Genomic DNA, 17,764 nt, shown 5'->3' on the forward strand with positions numbered 1-17,764 from the left:
ACGTAGCAGTGCCTCTAGTTCCTCTGCACTCTCTTTGATCTCTATCCGGGTTATCCCTGCCATCACACACCCCAAATGCTGCTTCTATACATTTACCATTTGTCGCATTCTTTTTTCAAATTGGTATTACTTCACTGCAAAAGCGTCTTTTGTCTTCCATTGAGGCATTTGCACGGACTTTAAAGGTGCATCGGACGGGGATGGAAAAGCAAGCGGCTCACCGCCCCTCCACACATCAAGCCAGTCTACCGTTGCTGTTTGAATCCCCTGGTGCAGATGACGAACGGGCTGAATTTTCCGAAGAGGAAGTAATTGCAGAAGAAGATGCTCAAATGGCAGCAGCTAGTATGCAAGCTGCGGGACAAACAGCGCGTGAATTAGCAATTTTAGATGAAATGGCAGATGTTGCGAATTCCTCTCGCTACCAGCCAGATCCCCGAATTCAACAACTGGTAGAGTGGATTCACCAAAATCTTTGTCCCGATTTGGGTCAACCGAATGCTGCTTGGTTAGAACGGCGAGTAATTATCTTTACAGAATATACAGATACTAAACGTTATTTACAACAGCAATTACAAAGTGCGATCGCAGGCTCTAACCGCGAACAAGAACGCATAGATGTATTTCATGGGGGTATTGGAGAAGAACGCCGCGAAGCTATTAAGAGTATTCCAACTAAAAAATGATCCAAAAATTCAGTCACTTCGATAAAAGATTTCAACGAACCATTTTTTCAAAGTTGGTAAGCGGTAAATCTGCTCTTCGATTTGATCCATTGCTTGTTGTGTAAGTTTAACTCCTGTATGATAAATTTTCACGGGCCAAAGTAACCACAGAATATTTGCCCTTAAAAGTCAGGGTAGAAGCAAACCGTAGCACGGTATCAACACTATCGAGTAAGCTGCCACGCCAATGTTGCTCAAGCCAACCAAAAGCACGCTCAACCGGATTATATTTACTATGATAAGGAGGATAATAAGCTAGTTGAATAGTTAGTTGAAATTTGTGAGCGAACTCCAGGATACGATACATGAACTGCTGGTATATAAACGGGTACTATCAAAACTTGGGTCTGTTTGACTTTGTGGCTCTACAATTGAACGTATATCTTCTAGTAAGTTTGGCAGTCTATGTTCAGTTGATTTACTGCCTCTTAGCCGGAATGAGTCTGCTATCGACATTCCATGCTCTAACTCCAGCATCCCTTTGCGAATTGTCCGTCGATTCCATCCTAGTTCTCGTTCTGCAATTATTGCTCCTCCTCGTCCCCATCCTTTCACTACCTCTGCCATGAATTGTCTTCGGTCACTTCCTTTTAGCTTTTGTGCTGTCTTGATGTACAACGACCTCAGACTATCACTTAGTTGGATTAACGATTCTGGAGACATCAACCATACCGCACACTAATTATTCTTTCAGTATCCCTAATTTTGGATCATTTTTTCCTTGGATTACTCTAGCAAGATAATTGCGCCACCCGCCATACTGAGAAATATCTTGTGCATCGGGAATCACATAGGATTCACACAAAAATCCTTTGACTGAGGAACCGTCTTCCAGGTCTAAGGTGCCAATCACTAAGGGTGGGGGTACTGCGGCAACAAAAGTACCAAAGCCTTCTGCACTCAGTTGCCAAACTTCTACTTCAATGCCTACCCCAGAACCATCGAGAACTTTTACTAATCCAGGTTTAGCAGGTTGGGTATTGGCAAGGGCGTAAAAGCGATAGCTAGGGGCAGTTTGGCAGGTTTTTAGTAAGATGGCATGGCGCTCTTGCATCTGATAGTTTAAGGGCTGTCCGGTGAGATGAGCACCAACAACAGCAAGAGTAATCATATTGGTGGATACAGTTGTCATGCAGAAATCCTCACAGAAGTTATTTTGCCATAGGTTCCGCCCATGTGATGGTGGTAGCGATCGCCCAATTTACATAGTGCTACATCTTGAAATGCTTGCCCTATTAAGGTGATGCCAGTAGGCAAACCGTTGGCACGAAAGCCAGAGGGAAGGGCGATCGCGCACAAGTCCATCAAGTTTACAAAATTGGTATAGTAGCCAAGGTTAGTGTTGAGGGCGATCGGGTCTGCTTCTACTTCTGCTTTGGTATAGATAGTCCCAGTGGTAGGTAACGCCAGAATATTGACTTTTTGCCACTCCTGTGCAGCTTCCTGTTTGAGTGCTTCTAGAGCGTAAAAACTCTTGAAAGTATCTACCGCTGTGTAGCGTAAACCATTGCTAATGATTTGACGGACAACAGGATGAATGGCATCAGCTTGAGTTTCAAAGAACGATTCAATAGCAGCGAGTCGTTCTGCCACCCATGCACCAGAGTAGAGCAAATTAGCAGCTTGGTGAAAGGGCTGAAAATCAATTTCCACAAGATTCCCGCCGATCGCTTTTAACCGTTGTAATCCTTGCTCATACAAATCTGCTGCTGCTGCATCACCGAAGAACTTCAATTGATCTGCCTTGGGTACTCCAAAAGAAAATGATGATGGAATTGCTGCGGTTTGTAGTGGAACTTGGCGGGAATAACTATCGCTGGCATCAAAGCCACTGGCAACTTGCCATAGGATTCGAGCATCTTGGCAATTCAATGTGAAAATGGAAACGCAATCGAGCGAGCGACAGGCAGGCACTACGCCGGAAGTACTTAATACACCTCTGGTAGGCTTGAGTCCGACAATATTGTTAAACGCTGCTGGAACTCGCCCAGAACCTGCTGTATCAGTGCCTAGAGAAAAGCTTACTAACCTCGCCGCAACTGCCACGGCGGAACCAGAACTAGAGCCACCGGAAATATAATCGTCATGGAAAACACTGCTACAGGCTCCATAAGGCGATCGCACCCCAACTAACCCCGTGGCAAATTGATCGAGATTGGTTTTGCCGATCAAAATTGCCCCGGCTTGGAGCAAGCGATCAACTACCGTTGCCGTTTTTTCTGGGATGTAGCTGTAGGCTGGACAGGCAGCAGTCGTGGGCATTTTCGCCACATCGATGTTATCTTTCACGGCGAAGGGGATACCATAAAGGGGCAAGTCATCTAGATTGCTGCCAGCCAGAACTTGAGCTTGAGCGATCGCCTGTGCTTGTGGTAATAGATGAATCCAAACGGCATCGTTTCCCCGTGCAGCAATCCGGCGATAAACTTCCTTAATTACATCCGTTGGTTGCAATTGAGCGGTTCGATAAGCTGTAAGCAGCGATTCAATATCCAGGCTAATTAAGTCCGTCATGGTGCTTCTCCTCGGATAATTGCTAATATCTGTCCGGCGGTGACAAGTTGCCCTGGTTCGCAGAGGACTTCTACTACTGTTCCTGAATCATCTGGTAGCAGGGTCATTTCCTGCTTCATTGCTTCCAACACAATTACACCCGTATCTTCCGTAATGCGATCGCCTGCTTTCATTAACACCTGCCAGACATTTGCTGTTGTTGGAGCGCTCAGAGCGTAGCAATCATCGGGAATAGTCGTTGCTACTGCTGGTGGGAGATCGGCTGCGACAATTGTGCTTTCATCTTGGGCTGTAGCTGTCCAGCGATCGCGTTCTTCTCGAAAGGCAATTCGCTGACGCGTTTGGCATGTCGTCACCTCTTGGGCAATTTCCTGCAAAAACTGTTGATAGTCGCCAAATTTAAACGTGGTTTCTTCAACTTTTAGTTTGAACTTGCCTTCAATAAAATCCTCTCGGTGGCGCATTAGCTCTTCGTGATCAACTGGATAAAACCGAATTTGATCGAAGAATCGTAACAGCCAGGGTTTGCCATCTGTAAAATCTGCGGTTTGTTTGTAGCGATTCCACATCTGCACGGTGCGTCCAACAAACTGATAGCCACCCGGCCCCTCCATGCCATAAACGCAGAGATACGCACCACCGATGCCGACTGCATTCTCAGGAGTCCAGGTACGGGCTGGATTGTATTTTGTGGTGACGAGGCGATGACGCGGATCGAGCGGGACTGCCACTGGCGCACCGAGATAAACATCCCCTAAGCCCATCACCAAGTAACTCGCATTAAAGAGAATTTCTTTAACCTCTGCGATACTGCCCAGTCCATTAATCCGCCGAATAAATTCAATATTGCTAGGACACCACGGTGCATCTTTTCGCACCGACTGCATATATTTTTCAATGGCTAGTTGAGTAGATTCATCATCCCAGGACAGGGGTAGATGTACAATTCGGGTTGGCACTTCCAGCTGAGAAATATCCGGGAGATGAGATTCAATCTTTTGTAATGCGGTAACTAAATTTGATTGCGAAATTACTCGGCTATCGTAATGAATTTGTAGCGATCGCATCCCCGGCGTTAATTCCAAAACCCCATCAATTGGGTTCGTTTGCAGATGAGCCATTAACTCATGCACCCGGAAACGCAACTTCAAATCCAGCACCAAATCTCCGTATTCAATCAGCAAGTATTTATCACTAGCTTGACGGTAGGTAACGGCAATTTGGTTATCAGTTGCGGGAATTTCTGCCACAATTGCGCGATTTTCTAAACCGTTAGCCACCAGAGGCATCGATTCTCCCACTTGCAGCGTTTGGATTTGCCGATCCGACTGCAATTCTTGGTGCAATGCTTGGTCAAAGGTGAGGCGATGGAATTGAACCGTGTTCCCCGGTTTGAGTTGCCCAATTTTCCAGAGTTGTGCTTTGGCGATCGTGGCAGGACACACAAAACCTCCCAAACTCGGCCCATCCAAACCCAGGATAATCGGCATATCTCCGGTGAAATCGATTGTACCAATGGCATAGGCATTGTCGTGAATATTGGAAGGATGTAGCCCTGCTTCACCCCCATCTTGCCGCGCCCAGGTTGGTTTTGGCCCAATCAACCGAATTCCGGTTCGCGCCGAGTTGTAATGCACTTCCCAATGAGTACTGAAAAAAGTCTCGATGTCTTCATCCGTGAAGAAATCCGGCGCACTGTGAGGCCCATACAAAACTCCAATTTCCCAATGATTTGAGTAGGTGGGGATCAATTCGGGGGAAATCGGCTGCGGTTGGGATATAAAAGGATGCAATTTGAGGACATCGCCCACCTGTAAGGCTCTGCCGCCATGTCCACCAAACGCACCCAGAGTAAAAGTTGCTTTACTGCCCAAATAATCGGGTACATCAAACCCGCCTTGCACGCTAATATATGTGCGGAAACCATTGCCCTGAATGCTGCCCAACCGTAGCGTACTCCCTGCTTTTACCGGAACTGCCGTCCAATAGGGAATCGGCTGTTTATCTAGGGTAGCTTTCATCTGCGCTCCCGCAAGGCAAATCACCGTGTCGCAATTGAAGCGCAGAGCGGGGCCAGATAGTGTACACTCCAACCCGGCTGCCGCTTCTGGATTGCCTAAAATCCGGTTGCCCAACCGAAACGCTAAAGAATCCATTGGGCCAGAGGGTGGTACACCAACATTCCAGTAGCCCACTCGTCCAGGATAATCTTGAATGGTGGTCATTGTGCCTGCAACAAGCACATCAATTGTATTAGCGCGATAGGTAAAGCTATTAGTAAATTTCGTGGTAATATTGCCCTGGATAAACGTTGAATTGGCAATAATTTGGCGTAGGTATTCCAAGTTGGTTTCAATGCCGTCGATGCGAGATTGGGCTAGGGCAGTTTGGAGAGTAGCGATCGCATCTTCTCTTGTTTCTCCATGCACAATTATCTTCGCCAACAAGGGATCGTAATACGGCGAAACTTTTGTGCCAGTAGCAATCCAGGTATCGCAGCGAATATCAGGAGCAAACTGCACTTGAGTTAACTCACCAGAACTCGGCTGGAAATTTTTATTTGGATCTTCGGCATACACCCGCACCTGAATTGAATGCCCTTGCGGTTGGTACTGGTAGGATGCCAACTCCAGCGACTCACCCGCCGCCTGACGCACCATCCACTCCACTAAATCCACGCCTGTAATCGCTTCTGTTACGCCATGTTCCACCTGTAGGCGGGTATTCACCTCTAAGAAGTAGAACTGTTGAGTATCCACATCGTAGATAAACTCAACCGTACCCGCCGATTGATAGCGAATCCTTTGTCCGAGTTTAACGGCAGACTCATACAAGCGCTGCCGCAAACTATCATTAATATTTGGTGCAGGGGCTTCTTCAATGACTTTTTGATTGCGCCGTTGCGTTGAACAATCGCGTTCACCGAGGGCGACGACATTTCCTTCACCATCACCAAAGATTTGCACTTCAATGTGCCGCGCCCGTTCGATGTATTTTTCTAAAAACACTCCGCTCTGGCTAAAGTTATTGCGACTTAAGCGTTGCACATTTTCCAACAAGTCTGCCAAAGTGTCTTCACTCCGGCACAACTGCATTCCAATGCCGCCACCCCCTGCGGTACTTTTGATCATCACAGGATAACCAATTTCCGCCGCCGCCTCTTTGACCTGTTGCAAATTGTCTAGCAACAAGCTACCGGGGACGAGTGGCACTCCAGCAGCTTGTGCGATCGCTCTTGCTTCATGTTTGAGTCCAAATCGCCGCAGTTGATCGGGTGTGGGGCCAATAAACACAATTCCTGCTTCCGCACAAGCTTCGGCAAATGCCACATTCTCGCTCAAAAAGCCATAGCCGGGATGAATCGCCTCAGCACCAGTTGCTTGTGCTGCCGCCAAAATCGCCTCAGTCCGAAGATAACTCTGCGCGGGGGCGGCATCTCCAACACAGACGGCTTCTCCAGCCACAGCAACATGGGCAGCATGGGCATCAGCTTGGGAGTAAACTGCAACCGAGGCAATACCGAGGCGATCGAGGGTGCGAATAATCCGGCAAGCAATTTCACCGCGATTGGCAATCAAAACTTTGTTGAACATGAGCGATAAATCAATCAACAACTGAACCAGCAACCAACAAGGACAGGAAACATCCCATTCATTTTTGCAGAAATAGTCTCTAGGGTTCACCCTTGTTCTTTTAGAATTTTGAAAATTCCGAGTTCAGAGGTTCAACTTTCGAGTTCAGAGGTTCAACTTTCGAGTTCAGAGGTTCAACTTCCGAGTTCAAAGATGCAACTTCCGAGTTCAAAGGTTCAGCTTCCGAGTTCAAAGGTGCAACTTCCGAGTTCAAAGGTGCAACTTCCGAGTTCAAAGGTTCAACTTCCGAGTTCAAAGGTTCAACTTCCGAGTTCAAAGGTGCAACTTCCGAGTTCAAAGGTGCAACTTCCGAGTTCAAAGGTTCAACTTCCGAGTTCAAAGGTGCAACTTCCGAGTTTAGAGCTAGTTTAATGAATACAAAACTCTGGTTGAAACAAAAATCCCACCCCTTCAAGGGGTGGGAGCATTAAGCTGCGTCCCAAACAATCAACCTAGCTGGCGTAGGATTGTAAGCATTGCATGGGTTATTGATTTGCGGACAGTTAGAAATCAACACCATTACATCCATCTCTGCCCGCAGATCGATGATCTTCCCGGCTTCTGAAATACCATCGACAATTTCCAACGTGCCGTCTTCGCTGACGGGAACATTCATGTAGAAGTTCACATTGCTGACGAGATCGCGTTTGTTCATCTCGTACTTGCTCAGTTCCAGCAAGTAATTCTCGACACAAGCGTGTAGATGCTTCTTGTGCAGCCCATAGCGCACTGAGTTGCTTTCCATACTACACGCCCCACCCACTGTATCGTGTTTGCCACACTGATCCTGGATGACGGTCATCATCACGTTTCCTTCGTTGGAAATTAGCTGAGTGCCTGTAGTAATGAAAATGTTGCCTTGACGGACAATGGTATCGGGAGCGCTATATCGCTCTGAGGTATCGTATGCATTGTAAAACAATGTATCGATGGCTTGATTGCCTAGTAGATCGATAATCCGCAAAATTTGCCCTTTTTTGATTATCCTAGACCAGGGCTTACGGGCAGCCAACTCCTGATCATAAATTGCTGTTGCTGGATCGAGTTCAATGGGTAATGTTGTAACCATAATTAGGACTCCTCTTCTATTTTCAAATGCAAAGAAACAGAGATTGTAAACGGAAACTAACCTACCCAACTACTCCTGAGCAAACAACGCATCAGTGTTAATGAAACCACGAATCACTTGTTCGTTTGCAGTGCGGCACAGATCGTCCGGTGCAGGTGCAGGCGATTTCCAAACAGTAAGTTGAATTGGCTTAGGCTTGTAGACTGTATCGGGGTGCAATACATGGGGACAGTTGGAAATAATCACTAATACATTCATTTCCGCCCGCAAATCAATAAAGCTGCCCGGTTTTTCCTCGCCTGCGACATATTCCAAATCTCCATTCGGACGTACTGCCACCCGGCTAAATAAATTAAGGTTAGGCATTAGGTCTTTGCGGGTTAAACCGCGCTTGCCCAACGCCTTAAGGAAATTGTTGCGGGAGTTGTTGTAATCGCTTTCGCCATATTGGTTGTAAGGCCCTTCGCCGTATTTTGCAGCGTTGCTGGCAGCATTGCTGCAACCACAGATTAGATCGTGATAGCTGGAGGTATCCTCTGTGATGGAGAACAGGATGCGTCCCATGTCAGAGTAAATTACCATGCCCTTTTTGAGGAAGGCGTTGAACTGAATCTTGGCGGTATCTGCCACATTAAGCCGCTCGATGGGGCTATCCGCGTTGTAGCAAATCATCGAAACACCGTGAGATCCTTCCAAATCAGTCACACGCAAGGTGTTTCCCCGTTTGATCACGTAATGCCAATACGCACCACCAGGCAGCTTTTCATCGAGCAAAATCAGGCTCGGATCAATTGCCCCCATATTCGGCAGAACAGATGCTTGCACCATAAAATCCTCTTGTTACGGTTGGATGATCAGTTTAGGAATTACCAAAGGCTCAACCTCTGGAATTGAAGAAACTACTGACTCAAATAACAAAGCCCAGGAGATTACCAATACAGTCATACTGTCTGGCTCTCCCGGGCTTTTTTCCCGCCGTGTGACCGACTCGCTCAGAGTCGGCTGCTTCTCTTGGACCAGCCATCACACACAAAGGCGCGATCGGAACCCTAGAAGCTCATCCTTATTCAGTTTGCAATTTGAGTTTGCCAAACTTCTACAATATTGTAGACAGAGCGTTTCCTATTTAGGTTAGCATTTTTACACAATATTTGTTCATTATTTTTTTAGCAGGAGTAATCAAAGAAATTTGTATCCGTAACTACTTTTTAACAGCCTTGCGCGGCTAAAAATTATCTGAATCTACGATTGAAAAGCAATAAAGTGGCAGGCGCGATCGCTCTGGGGCAGCGATCGCTTTTTGGAAAAAACCATTCAAATATCAACAAATCCTCACCTTTTATTTGATTATCGTATCATTGAATACAATTTGGGGATTCGCTCGTTGTTAGAGTGTTCGTTGAAAAGAAAAATAAATGCAGGTTTTCAGTATTCTGGTTGTTCTAGATAGTAAGTTCTTAAATGAGCAATTGTCTGGAAAATTTAAAAGTTTAATTGAACGCAAAATTTATAGACTTCTAGGGTTCCGGTTTGGGTTAAGCGGATCAAGTCTTGAACTTGTTTCTGATTAGATACAAATGCTGGTCCAAGAGAAGTCGGTGAGCTAATTGGTTGTGAATTTTGAGCGCCTGATTAGTTTATTACACGGCGGGAGAAAAGCCCGGGAGGAAGTTTTCAGCTATTAAGTGCTGAATGATTCTTTCTGGGCTTTGTTATATCAATTCAAGTTTATTGCCCTGTACTTTATTATTTGGAATTGAAAAATATTATTTTGCCTATGAAAAAGCGATCGCTCCTCACAGCTTGCCTGTTATTTTTAGTTGTTATGTCTTTAGCTGTAAGCTGCACAAACCCAGCAGTATATATTAAAACTACCACCGAAGCCGAGGCAGCAGCAGTCGTTAACAGCAAAGCTAGAACGATAAACTTGGGCTTCAGCGCTTGGCCTGGTTGGTTTCCCTGGCAAGTTGCTCAAGACCAAAAAATTTTTAAAACCAAAAATACAACTGTTAACCTTAAGTGGTTCGATGGCTACCTTGAATCCATTAGCACCCTTGCAGCCGGACAAATTGATGCCAATAGTCAAACCCTTGGTGATACGCTCAGTTCGGTAGCAGGGGGCGCAGATCAAGTCGTGGTCTTAGTCAACGACAACTCGACCGGCAACGATAAAGTCATCGTCGCAGCAGGAATCAACAGCGTTGCAGATTTGCGTGGTAAAAAAGTGGCTGCCGAAGAAGGCACCGTTGATCACTTTTTACTGTTGCTGGGCATGAAACAAGCTGGCTTAAAGCCCCAAGACATTCAGTTTGTGCCTTTGGAAACAGGAAAAGCCGCGGCTGCTTTTGCTGGCGGTCAAGTTGATGCAGTTGCCGTTTTTGCACCGTTTACAACACAGGCATTGCAGCGATCGGGTAGTAAAGAATTGTTCAGTTCCAAAGACTTTCCGGGTGCAATTTCTGATCACCTCGTCGTATCGCGTAAATTTTTGTATGAACATCCCGAAGAAATTCAGGCACTTGTTGATTCTTGGTTTGCCACGCTCGATTACATCCGGGAAAACCAGGATCGTGCCTACATCATCATGTCAAAACGGGCAGGTGTGCCAGTTGAGGAATACAAACAATATGCCGATGGTACGCGCCTGTTCACGGTGGAAGAAAATTTGAAAGCGTTTCAGCCTGGCAACAACATGGGTTCTTTACTGTATGCTACTGAGCAAATGAGCCAGTTTCTGATCGATGTGGGGTTGGCGAAAAGCAAACCGAATACAACATTTTTATTTGACGATCGCTTCGTCAAAGCCTATATGCAAAAGCGAGCCAAGCCTGGATAGAACTAGCAAATTCGGTATTTATTGTCTGCCTCAATCCCTCACCCCAAATTTAAACGATGAGCCACAGCCCTCCGCCTCGCTCGCTCCAACCATTCACCAAACCAAAAACCATGAAGTCTACGGTTTTTTGGCGGCTGGTCGAAGATATCCCCAAGCCCCTTTATACGGTATTAACCATTACTTCGATTGCCCTGCCACTGTTGCTCTGGTGGGCAGTAACCAGCTTCGGCAACATCGATCCAAAGTTTTTGCCAACGCCAGCAAGAGTTGCAGAAGCAGCAGGGCACTTGTGGATGACACGCGAACTGCTGAAAGATACTGTAGCTAGTCTTTGGCGGGTTGCTGTTGGTTTTTTGTTAGCAGCAAGCTTCTCAATTCCGGTCGGAATTTTGATGGGGAGTTTTCCCAGCATTCGCGCTTTATTAGAGCCGCTGTTTGGTCTAATGCGCTATATGCCTGCACCCGCCTTTATTCCACTGCTGATTCTCTACTTGGGCATTGGTGAAGAACCGAAAATTATGCTGATTTTCATCGGCGTGTTTTTCTTCAATACGCTGATGGTGATGGATACTGTAAAGTTTGTGCCTAAAGAGTTGATTGAAGCAACCTATATGCTGGGTGGCGATCGCTGGGCAACACTAACTCAGGTGATTTTACCGCACGTTCTTCCCGGCATTTTGGATGCCTGCCGGATCAACTTAGCTGCCGCTTGGCAGCTTGTGATTGTGTCAGAACTAATTGCCGCAAACGAAGGATTAGGAAGACGTATCAGCGTTGCTGGTCGATTTTTACGAACCGATGAAATCTTTGTTGGACTAATTGTGATTGGCATCATCGGATTGACATTTGATTTGTTGTTTCAGTATCTGCTTCGCGTCACCTGCAAATGGACAAGTCAGCAGCGATAAACAACTCGATAGAACATTTAACTCACAGAGGCTAAACCAATGTTTTTGCAAGTCAATAAGCTCAACAAACACTTTCCGACTCAATCCGGTACGCTCGTAGTTCTCAAAGATATTAACATGGTAATCGAGCAGGGCGAATTTATTTGCGCGGTCGGTGCCTCCGGTTCCGGCAAATCCACGTTACTCCGCCAAATTGCTGGACTCGATAGCCCGACATCGGGAGAAGTACGCATTGATGGCAAGCACATCACTGGCCCAGGACCTGATCGTGGCATGGTGTTTCAAGACTATACGCTCTATCCCTGGATGAACGTGCAAGAAAATACCGAGTTTGGACTCAAGCTGCAAGGCGTCCCTAAAAAAGAGCGGCGCGAACAGGCAAGCTACTTTCTCAGCATCGTTGGCTTGTCACGCTTTAGCGGTTTGCTGCCCAAGGAGCTATCGGGTGGGATGAAGCAGCGTGTTGCGATCGCCCGCGCCCTTGCGTCTGAACCTAAAGTGTTGCTCATGGATGAGCCGTTTGGTGCGCTTGATATCCACACTAAAGAATCGATGCATGAATTTATACTTGACCTCTGGCAGCGCACCAACATTACAATTTTCATGATCACCCACGATGTCGAGGAAGCCGTTTTCCTGTCCAACCGCATCTATGCCTTGGGTGCTTGTCCTGGTACAATACGCAAGGTGATGACCATCAATCTGCCGGAGCGTAGCCTCATGATCAAGCGTCATTCCACCTTCCACGACTATCGAGATGAACTGATGGATCTGCTGCGGCAACATGGCAAGGAAGCCGTTGCAGCATAAGATAAAAAATGGTTAAAACGGCTCATATTTATCAATACCCTCGCCAATTTACGAGGTTGAGTTGATATATAAACTCCCTTGTCTCTTGGATTAGGCAAAAACAATAAGTCCTAAAAATTTCTTCAAGGTATGGCGCAAGGTTTTTTTACGCCTTGGGTGTAATGTTAAGACAATTCGCCCTTGTTCGATGAAAGCCGTGCCTCATCTCGCTAGCTTTGTGTACTTAGCAACCGAGCGTACTCGTCTTTGATGATGGAATAACATTCACCCAATATCTGTTTGAGTCGATGGGGGATATTATTCCCCGCACCTCTCAGTTAACGTGAGTTCGACGGGTATAAAAGCCAAAAAAGCTTGCTAGATATGAATTTGCTTAACTGGGCAGGCGAAGTGCGATCGCTACGATTGATTGAGAATCAGCAAAAAAGTCACAAAAAAATGCCGAGATTAATAATATCTAACAAAAATCAGGGTCTCGGCTATGTCTACCATGATATCTCGCCTCGACATCACGCAAATTTTCTGTGACGTAGATGATTTCTGTAACCAATGGGAAAATCTCTGGCAGAAAGTACCACAATTGCCATCGACAACAGGAGAAAGGCGCAGCACTTCCCGAATGCATCTATCAGAAGTGATGACAATAGTCATCGCATTTCATTGCAGTGGATATAAGACTTTCAAGGAATTTTATACCATGCATGTACTGACAAGTTGGCGTGAAGCATTTCCAAATCTGGTCAGCTACACTCGGTTTGTGGAATTGATGCCCTGGTGTTTGATGCTGTTATGTTGCTTTTTACATACCCGTACAGGAGAAATTACTGGGATTAGCTTTCTCGATTCCACCCCAATTAATGTTTGTCACAACTGTCGGGCGCATTCTCACAAGGTATTTAAAGGGCTAGTGAAATGGGGCAAAAATTCTGTTGGGTGGCACTTTGGATTTAAACTGCATTTGATTATTAATGATTGCGGAGAATTACTTGCATTTTCACTAACCCCAGCGAATGTGGATGACCGAAAACCAGTCCCAGATATGACTAAAGACTTAATTGGTAAATTATTTGGTGATAGAGGATACATCTCTCAAAAACTATTTGAGGAGTTATATGAGCGAGGGTTGCAGTTAGTTACAAAATCTAAGAAGAAAATGAAAAATCGTTTGGTAAAACTGATTGATAAGATTCTGTTACGCAAACGTGCTGTAATTGAATCGGTCAATGACCATCTGAAAAATATATGTCAAATCGAACACTCTCGTCATCGTAGCCCATTTAACTTTTTAGTTAATTTGATGGCTGGTTTAGCTGCTTATACCTACTTGCCTAAAAAACCCTCGATTGACATTTACCCAAAAGATTTACCTGCACTACCTCCTGCCATTTTTTAGTTCCGTCGAACTCACGTTAATCTGCTGTCAGGTTGGATTAGTTATGTACCGATTACACCGTGATTCACTAATCAACGAATCGCACGGATTTTGTCCCTTTAATCATGACGTGTTTATTTTCGGAGTAGGGAACTGCTGGGAATGCCTTGTCTAGTAATTTCTTGCTAGAGTAGCGATTTTGTTTGGTTTCCTTGTTGAATACCGTGTAAGCTCTTTTTTGTATGTGGTATAACGAGTTTCTAGACCCGTCCATCTTGCAGAACTTATGGTAATTTCTCCACCCTCTAACTACCGGGGCTAACTTCTCCGCCTTTGTGGTAGCACCATAATTCGAGTTGTTGACGATGTGTTTTACTTTCTTACGAAATGCTTTGAAGTTGTCCGTTGAAGGACTACATCTGAACTTTCCGTTTTTCTGGACTTTGAAGTGCCAGCCGAGGAAGTCGAACCCATCTGTCGCGGCGGTAACTTTGGTTTTCTTTTGGCTTACATTCATTCCGCGTTTGCGGAGGAACTCGCTGATTCTTTCAAGTATTTCTGTTGCATCGTCTTCGGGTCTGAGTATAATAACCATGTCATCCGCGTATCGGGTTGATGGTTCGACAATGCTCCTTTTTGGGGTATTGTCTTTGATTTTCCTACCTTGCTTATCACAATCGTGATACCGATGGATACTCTCAATCCCGTTGAGTGCGATATTTGCTAGTAATGGGCTGACCACTCCCCCTTGTGGGGTTCCTTGTTCAGGGAATTCTGGATTTATCCCAGCCTTGAGGCATCGGAATATTCCGAGTTTTAAGCCTTTAGGGGCAATGAGTTCATCCATTATTGCTGAGTGATTAATCCTGTCGAAGCATTTTTCGATATCGAGTTCTATAACTCTTTTATCTATTCCATTTCTGGTAGAGTTGAGGTTATTAAAGATGTACTTTTGTGCATCGTGAGCAGAGCGCCCAGTTCTAAACCCGTAACTCCTAGCGTGGAAAGTGGCTTCGTGTGCTGGTTCGAGCGCATATTTTGCTAGGCATTGCCAAGCTCTATCCGCGATGGTTGGTATTTTAAGCATTCTGGTAGTCCCGTCCTTTTTAGGGATGGGGATTTCCCTTAGTCCTTGATGTTTCCAATTTCCACTGTTCATTTTCAGTAGTTCTTCAAGGTTGAAGCGGTCTTCAAATGAGAGGGATTTCTTACCATCAATACCCGCCGTCTTTTTGCCAGCATAAAGCTTGTGATACTTGTCTTATTGCAAGAAATCGAGCCGAGGTTGATTTTAGAATAAGCTTTTGGAGTAACCGAGCTTTCCGCTTGTCTCCAACTTGAACCGCTTTATACACGCGATGAGTGAAGGCGGAATAGATTTCGGCGGAATTTCTTCCACGGTAGGGCTACCCAAGATTCACTAGTTTTGTAACTGTGTCTAATCATTTTCTCTTCTACAGTTTGTGTATTCTGAACACCTCAGACCAATTACGGTCTGTCCTACCCTAACTGTGGGGATTCCTCCGCTCGTCTGGTCTACCTAGGGTTCGAATGCCCTAAGACCCACAGCTAGTTTTTATTCGTTCCCTCGGAGAGATTGGTTGTTCCGTTAGATGTAGCCAATTCGACTACTGGATTCCCTGGACTCTTTGCCGTTATCTCGAAGTGAATTCGGCGGGAGTTATCTCCAGTGCGGTCAGGGATTTTGCGTTGCGCCCTGCCGTCGGATAAGTCGCTTTTCTAGGCTCTGTTTCATCATAGGAACTCCCTGTTAGCGCCAGTGTCAACCCGCAACGGTCGTCTGGTTGCGCCCTGTTAAGAGCTTCACTCTACAAGAACCGAGCTTGTTCGGTGTGGGCAGGTAAGGAGTCAATTCTGAGTCTGAATGGCAAGACTTGCACTTGCATCTGACCGAGAGTTCAGTCTTTAATGACAGTCAGTAGACCGAAAACTTTTGCGATGCCTGCGGCGGGCGTAGCCATCGCTGAAAAATAGTAGTCTGTGATACCGTTTATTCAGGAATGTACAACAGCCGATTTCGAGAGAGCAACTATAAGTTGAACTTATAGGAATAGTGGCGAAACGACCAAAATCAGCCGGACGGTAAATAAATTTCGCAGGCTACTCCATAGTTACGGTCTATTACTTGGCGTAAAAATTCAAGCATCTGTTTGAGAGTAAATAGATGGGAAAAAACTTGTCTAGTGCTTCTTTTTAAACGGCTAATATAATGCCATACTAGATAAATCCAAACATTAATAATTAAAAATGCCAAAGCTACAAATAAAAGCCGAATTGTGGGATTTTTGATAGTAGTTTTGATGCGGCACTGGTTTTTCATACGATAACTACTCTCAATCCCGAAACGTAGACATGGTAACGGATATCATTACTGGTCGGAACATTTTTTAAGACTTTACTAGTGTTTTCAATACTATCTCTCTGAGTGGCTGCCCGAATCAAAATTTCAAAGATATTCGTCGATTCCATCCTAGTTCTCGTTCTGCAATTGTTGCTCCTCCTCGTCCCCATCCTTTCACTACCTCTGCCATGAATTGTCTTCGGTCACTTCCTTTTAGCTTTTGTGCTGTCTTGATGTACAACGACCTCAGACAGGGCAAACGCATCTAAAGTATAAGAATCCTTTAATAGCAAGGGTTTCAGCGTTTTTAAATTTAGCCTATTTTTTCGTCAAGATCCTTATCCAGCAGGGGTTTCAGAAATGCCGTGCGTTCGCCCTGCGACCTCAGACTATCACTTAGTTGGATTAACGATTCTGGAGACATCAACCATACCGCACACTAATTATTCTTTCAGTATCCCTAATTTTGGATCATTTTTTCCTTGGATTACTCTTAAACAGTTAACTACTTCGTTCAAGGTTTTATTATCAGTTAAAACTGGAGTAGTAGTTGCAGTCATAATCAAATCAGATATTCCTCTAGCTCAATTTTCACCCAGCTCTTTGACAAAATTCTCTGCAATAACAGCATGACCATATTCTGGTGCGAGATTTGCTCTTACTCTTGGCTGATTTATTAGCTTTACTTATGTTACTAGGTCAACTTGTTCATGAAAAAATAGTATCTAAAATTACTAGTTTTAGATAAAAATTCACTTAGATAGGTATTCATCACAGAGCGATCGCAAAACTTTTCGGTCTACTGAAAGTAATTTCTGACATTTACTCTACTAAAATAAAGAACTCTAATATTCACTTTCCAATTCCCGAATAGTGAGTACTGCGGCAATTTTTATTCCTTGCTCATCATAGATTGGTCGGGCATTACCTACCACAAGCACTTCAGTACCATCAGGACGACGAATGCGCCAGTGCGCTTCAGTAACAATTTCGTCTCTGAGTACAGCGCGGCTGAGGGGAAGCTCGGAAGGAGGGTAAGGATTACCGGACTCCGTATAGAGGTGATATGTCTCGGTGTATGCTTCGGGAGAGACGTTGAGGGTGGCGGCTCCATGAAGCCTTGATGCAGCCTCATTGATAAATGTGATGCAACCTTGAGCATCAGTAATGATCACTCCTTCGATTAGTTGTTGCAAAATTGCGTCGCGCTCTGCCGCAATCCGTGCAATGCGCCTCTGGTCAAGAACTTGTTCGGTAACCTCGACGTTTATACTTAAAATACCGTTAACTTGCCCGTTTATATCGAACAGAGGCTGATAAATAATATTGAACCAACCTTCATACATAACCTCTGTTCCAGTTCGCGCGTAGCGGGCGAACATCTCCTTACCTTCATAGGACTTGCCACTTACAGCAGATTCGGAGTTTATGAGGTACAGTAGCAGCAATTTGTAAACCAATTTTTGAGATGTTCAGGATTAATTAATTCAAGTGCTATTTTAATTAAACCATCGACTCCACATGTAGTCTTTGGAG

General features: G+C 45.2%; 13 protein-coding genes, 2 pseudogenes and 1 riboswitch. Of the genes and pseudogenes, 5 read left to right on the plus strand and 10 right to left on the minus strand.

Annotation, left to right across the window (positions count from 1 at the left end; translation table 11 throughout):
* Positions 1–149: 149 nt before the first annotated feature.
* Positions 150–686, plus strand: coding sequence for a hypothetical protein (locus LC608_RS33740; protein ID WP_229557731.1), 537 nt, complete (start codon positions 150–152; stop codon positions 684–686).
* Positions 687–695: 9 nt separating this feature from the next.
* Here LC608_RS33740 and LC608_RS33745 read toward each other — a convergent pair.
* The 7 genes and pseudogenes from LC608_RS33745 to LC608_RS33775 form a co-directional block, all read right to left on the minus strand.
* Positions 696–1,370 (minus strand): annotated as a pseudogene (locus tag LC608_RS33745) (hypothetical protein).
* A 37-nt stretch (positions 1,371–1,407) separates the two neighbouring features.
* Positions 1,408–1,857 carry a hypothetical protein gene (locus LC608_RS33750; protein ID WP_229557732.1) on the minus strand — a complete coding sequence of 150 codons (450 nt, stop codon included), beginning with the start codon at positions 1,855–1,857 and terminating at the stop codon, positions 1,408–1,410.
* Positions 1,854–3,239 carry an allophanate hydrolase gene (gene atzF, locus LC608_RS33755; RefSeq protein ID WP_229557733.1) on the minus strand — a complete coding sequence of 462 codons (1,386 nt, stop codon included), beginning with the start codon at positions 3,237–3,239 and terminating at the stop codon, positions 1,854–1,856. The genes LC608_RS33750 and atzF overlap by 4 nt, the downstream gene beginning before the upstream one ends.
* Positions 3,236–6,832 (minus strand): urea carboxylase, encoded by a 3,597-nt coding sequence (gene uca / locus LC608_RS33760; protein ID WP_229557734.1) that lies wholly within the window; start codon positions 6,830–6,832, stop codon positions 3,236–3,238. The genes atzF and uca overlap by 4 nt, the downstream gene beginning before the upstream one ends.
* Before the next feature lie 100 nt (positions 6,833–6,932).
* Positions 6,933–7,211, minus strand: coding sequence for a hypothetical protein (locus LC608_RS33765; protein WP_229557735.1), 279 nt, complete (start codon positions 7,209–7,211; stop codon positions 6,933–6,935).
* A gap of 87 nt (positions 7,212–7,298) precedes the next feature.
* The gene (locus LC608_RS33770; protein WP_229557736.1) at positions 7,299–7,940 is read right to left on the minus strand and encodes an urea amidolyase associated protein UAAP2; all 642 of its coding nucleotides are present in this window, start codon (positions 7,938–7,940) and stop codon (positions 7,299–7,301) included.
* Between the two features lie 69 nt (positions 7,941–8,009).
* A complete protein-coding gene (locus tag LC608_RS33775) occupies positions 8,010–8,768 on the minus strand; it encodes an urea amidolyase associated protein UAAP1 (protein ID WP_229557737.1) in 759 nt (252 codons plus the stop codon).
* Between the two features lie 126 nt (positions 8,769–8,894).
* Positions 8,895–9,004, minus strand: a riboswitch (guanidine-I (ykkC/yxkD leader).
* Between the two features lie 713 nt (positions 9,005–9,717).
* Here LC608_RS33775 and LC608_RS33780 point away from each other — a divergent pair.
* From LC608_RS33780 to LC608_RS33795, 4 genes are all read left to right on the plus strand, one after another.
* On the plus strand, positions 9,718–10,776 hold the full coding sequence (locus LC608_RS33780; protein ID WP_229557741.1) for an ABC transporter substrate-binding protein: 1,059 nt from the start codon (positions 9,718–9,720) through the stop codon (positions 10,774–10,776).
* A gap of 56 nt (positions 10,777–10,832) precedes the next feature.
* On the plus strand, positions 10,833–11,684 hold the full coding sequence (locus tag LC608_RS33785) for an ABC transporter permease (protein ID WP_374108485.1): 852 nt from the start codon (positions 10,833–10,835) through the stop codon (positions 11,682–11,684).
* Between the two features lie 39 nt (positions 11,685–11,723).
* Positions 11,724–12,494 carry an ABC transporter ATP-binding protein gene (locus LC608_RS33790; protein WP_229557738.1) on the plus strand — a complete coding sequence of 257 codons (771 nt, stop codon included), beginning with the start codon at positions 11,724–11,726 and terminating at the stop codon, positions 12,492–12,494.
* 490 nt (positions 12,495–12,984) lie between these two features.
* Positions 12,985–13,887 (plus strand): IS982 family transposase, encoded by a 903-nt coding sequence (locus LC608_RS33795; protein ID WP_229557743.1) that lies wholly within the window; start codon positions 12,985–12,987, stop codon positions 13,885–13,887.
* Positions 13,888–13,972: 85 nt separating this feature from the next.
* Here LC608_RS33795 and LC608_RS33800 read toward each other — a convergent pair.
* The 3 genes and pseudogenes from LC608_RS33800 to LC608_RS33810 form a co-directional block, all read right to left on the minus strand.
* Positions 13,973–15,312: pseudogene (locus LC608_RS33800) on the minus strand (reverse transcriptase domain-containing protein); the annotation flags it as partial.
* Positions 15,313–15,958: 646 nt separating this feature from the next.
* The gene (locus LC608_RS33805) at positions 15,959–16,207 is read right to left on the minus strand and encodes a hypothetical protein (protein ID WP_229557739.1); all 249 of its coding nucleotides are present in this window, start codon (positions 16,205–16,207) and stop codon (positions 15,959–15,961) included.
* Positions 16,208–17,073: 866 nt separating this feature from the next.
* The gene (locus LC608_RS33810) at positions 17,074–17,610 is read right to left on the minus strand and encodes a PAS domain-containing protein (RefSeq protein ID WP_229557740.1); all 537 of its coding nucleotides are present in this window, start codon (positions 17,608–17,610) and stop codon (positions 17,074–17,076) included.
* Between the last annotated feature and the right edge of the window lie 154 nt (positions 17,611–17,764).

It is taken from the genome of Nostoc sp. XA010 (assembly GCF_020829625.1).
In the GTDB taxonomy this organism is placed as follows: Bacteria; Cyanobacteriota; Cyanobacteriia; order Cyanobacteriales; family Nostocaceae; genus Nostoc.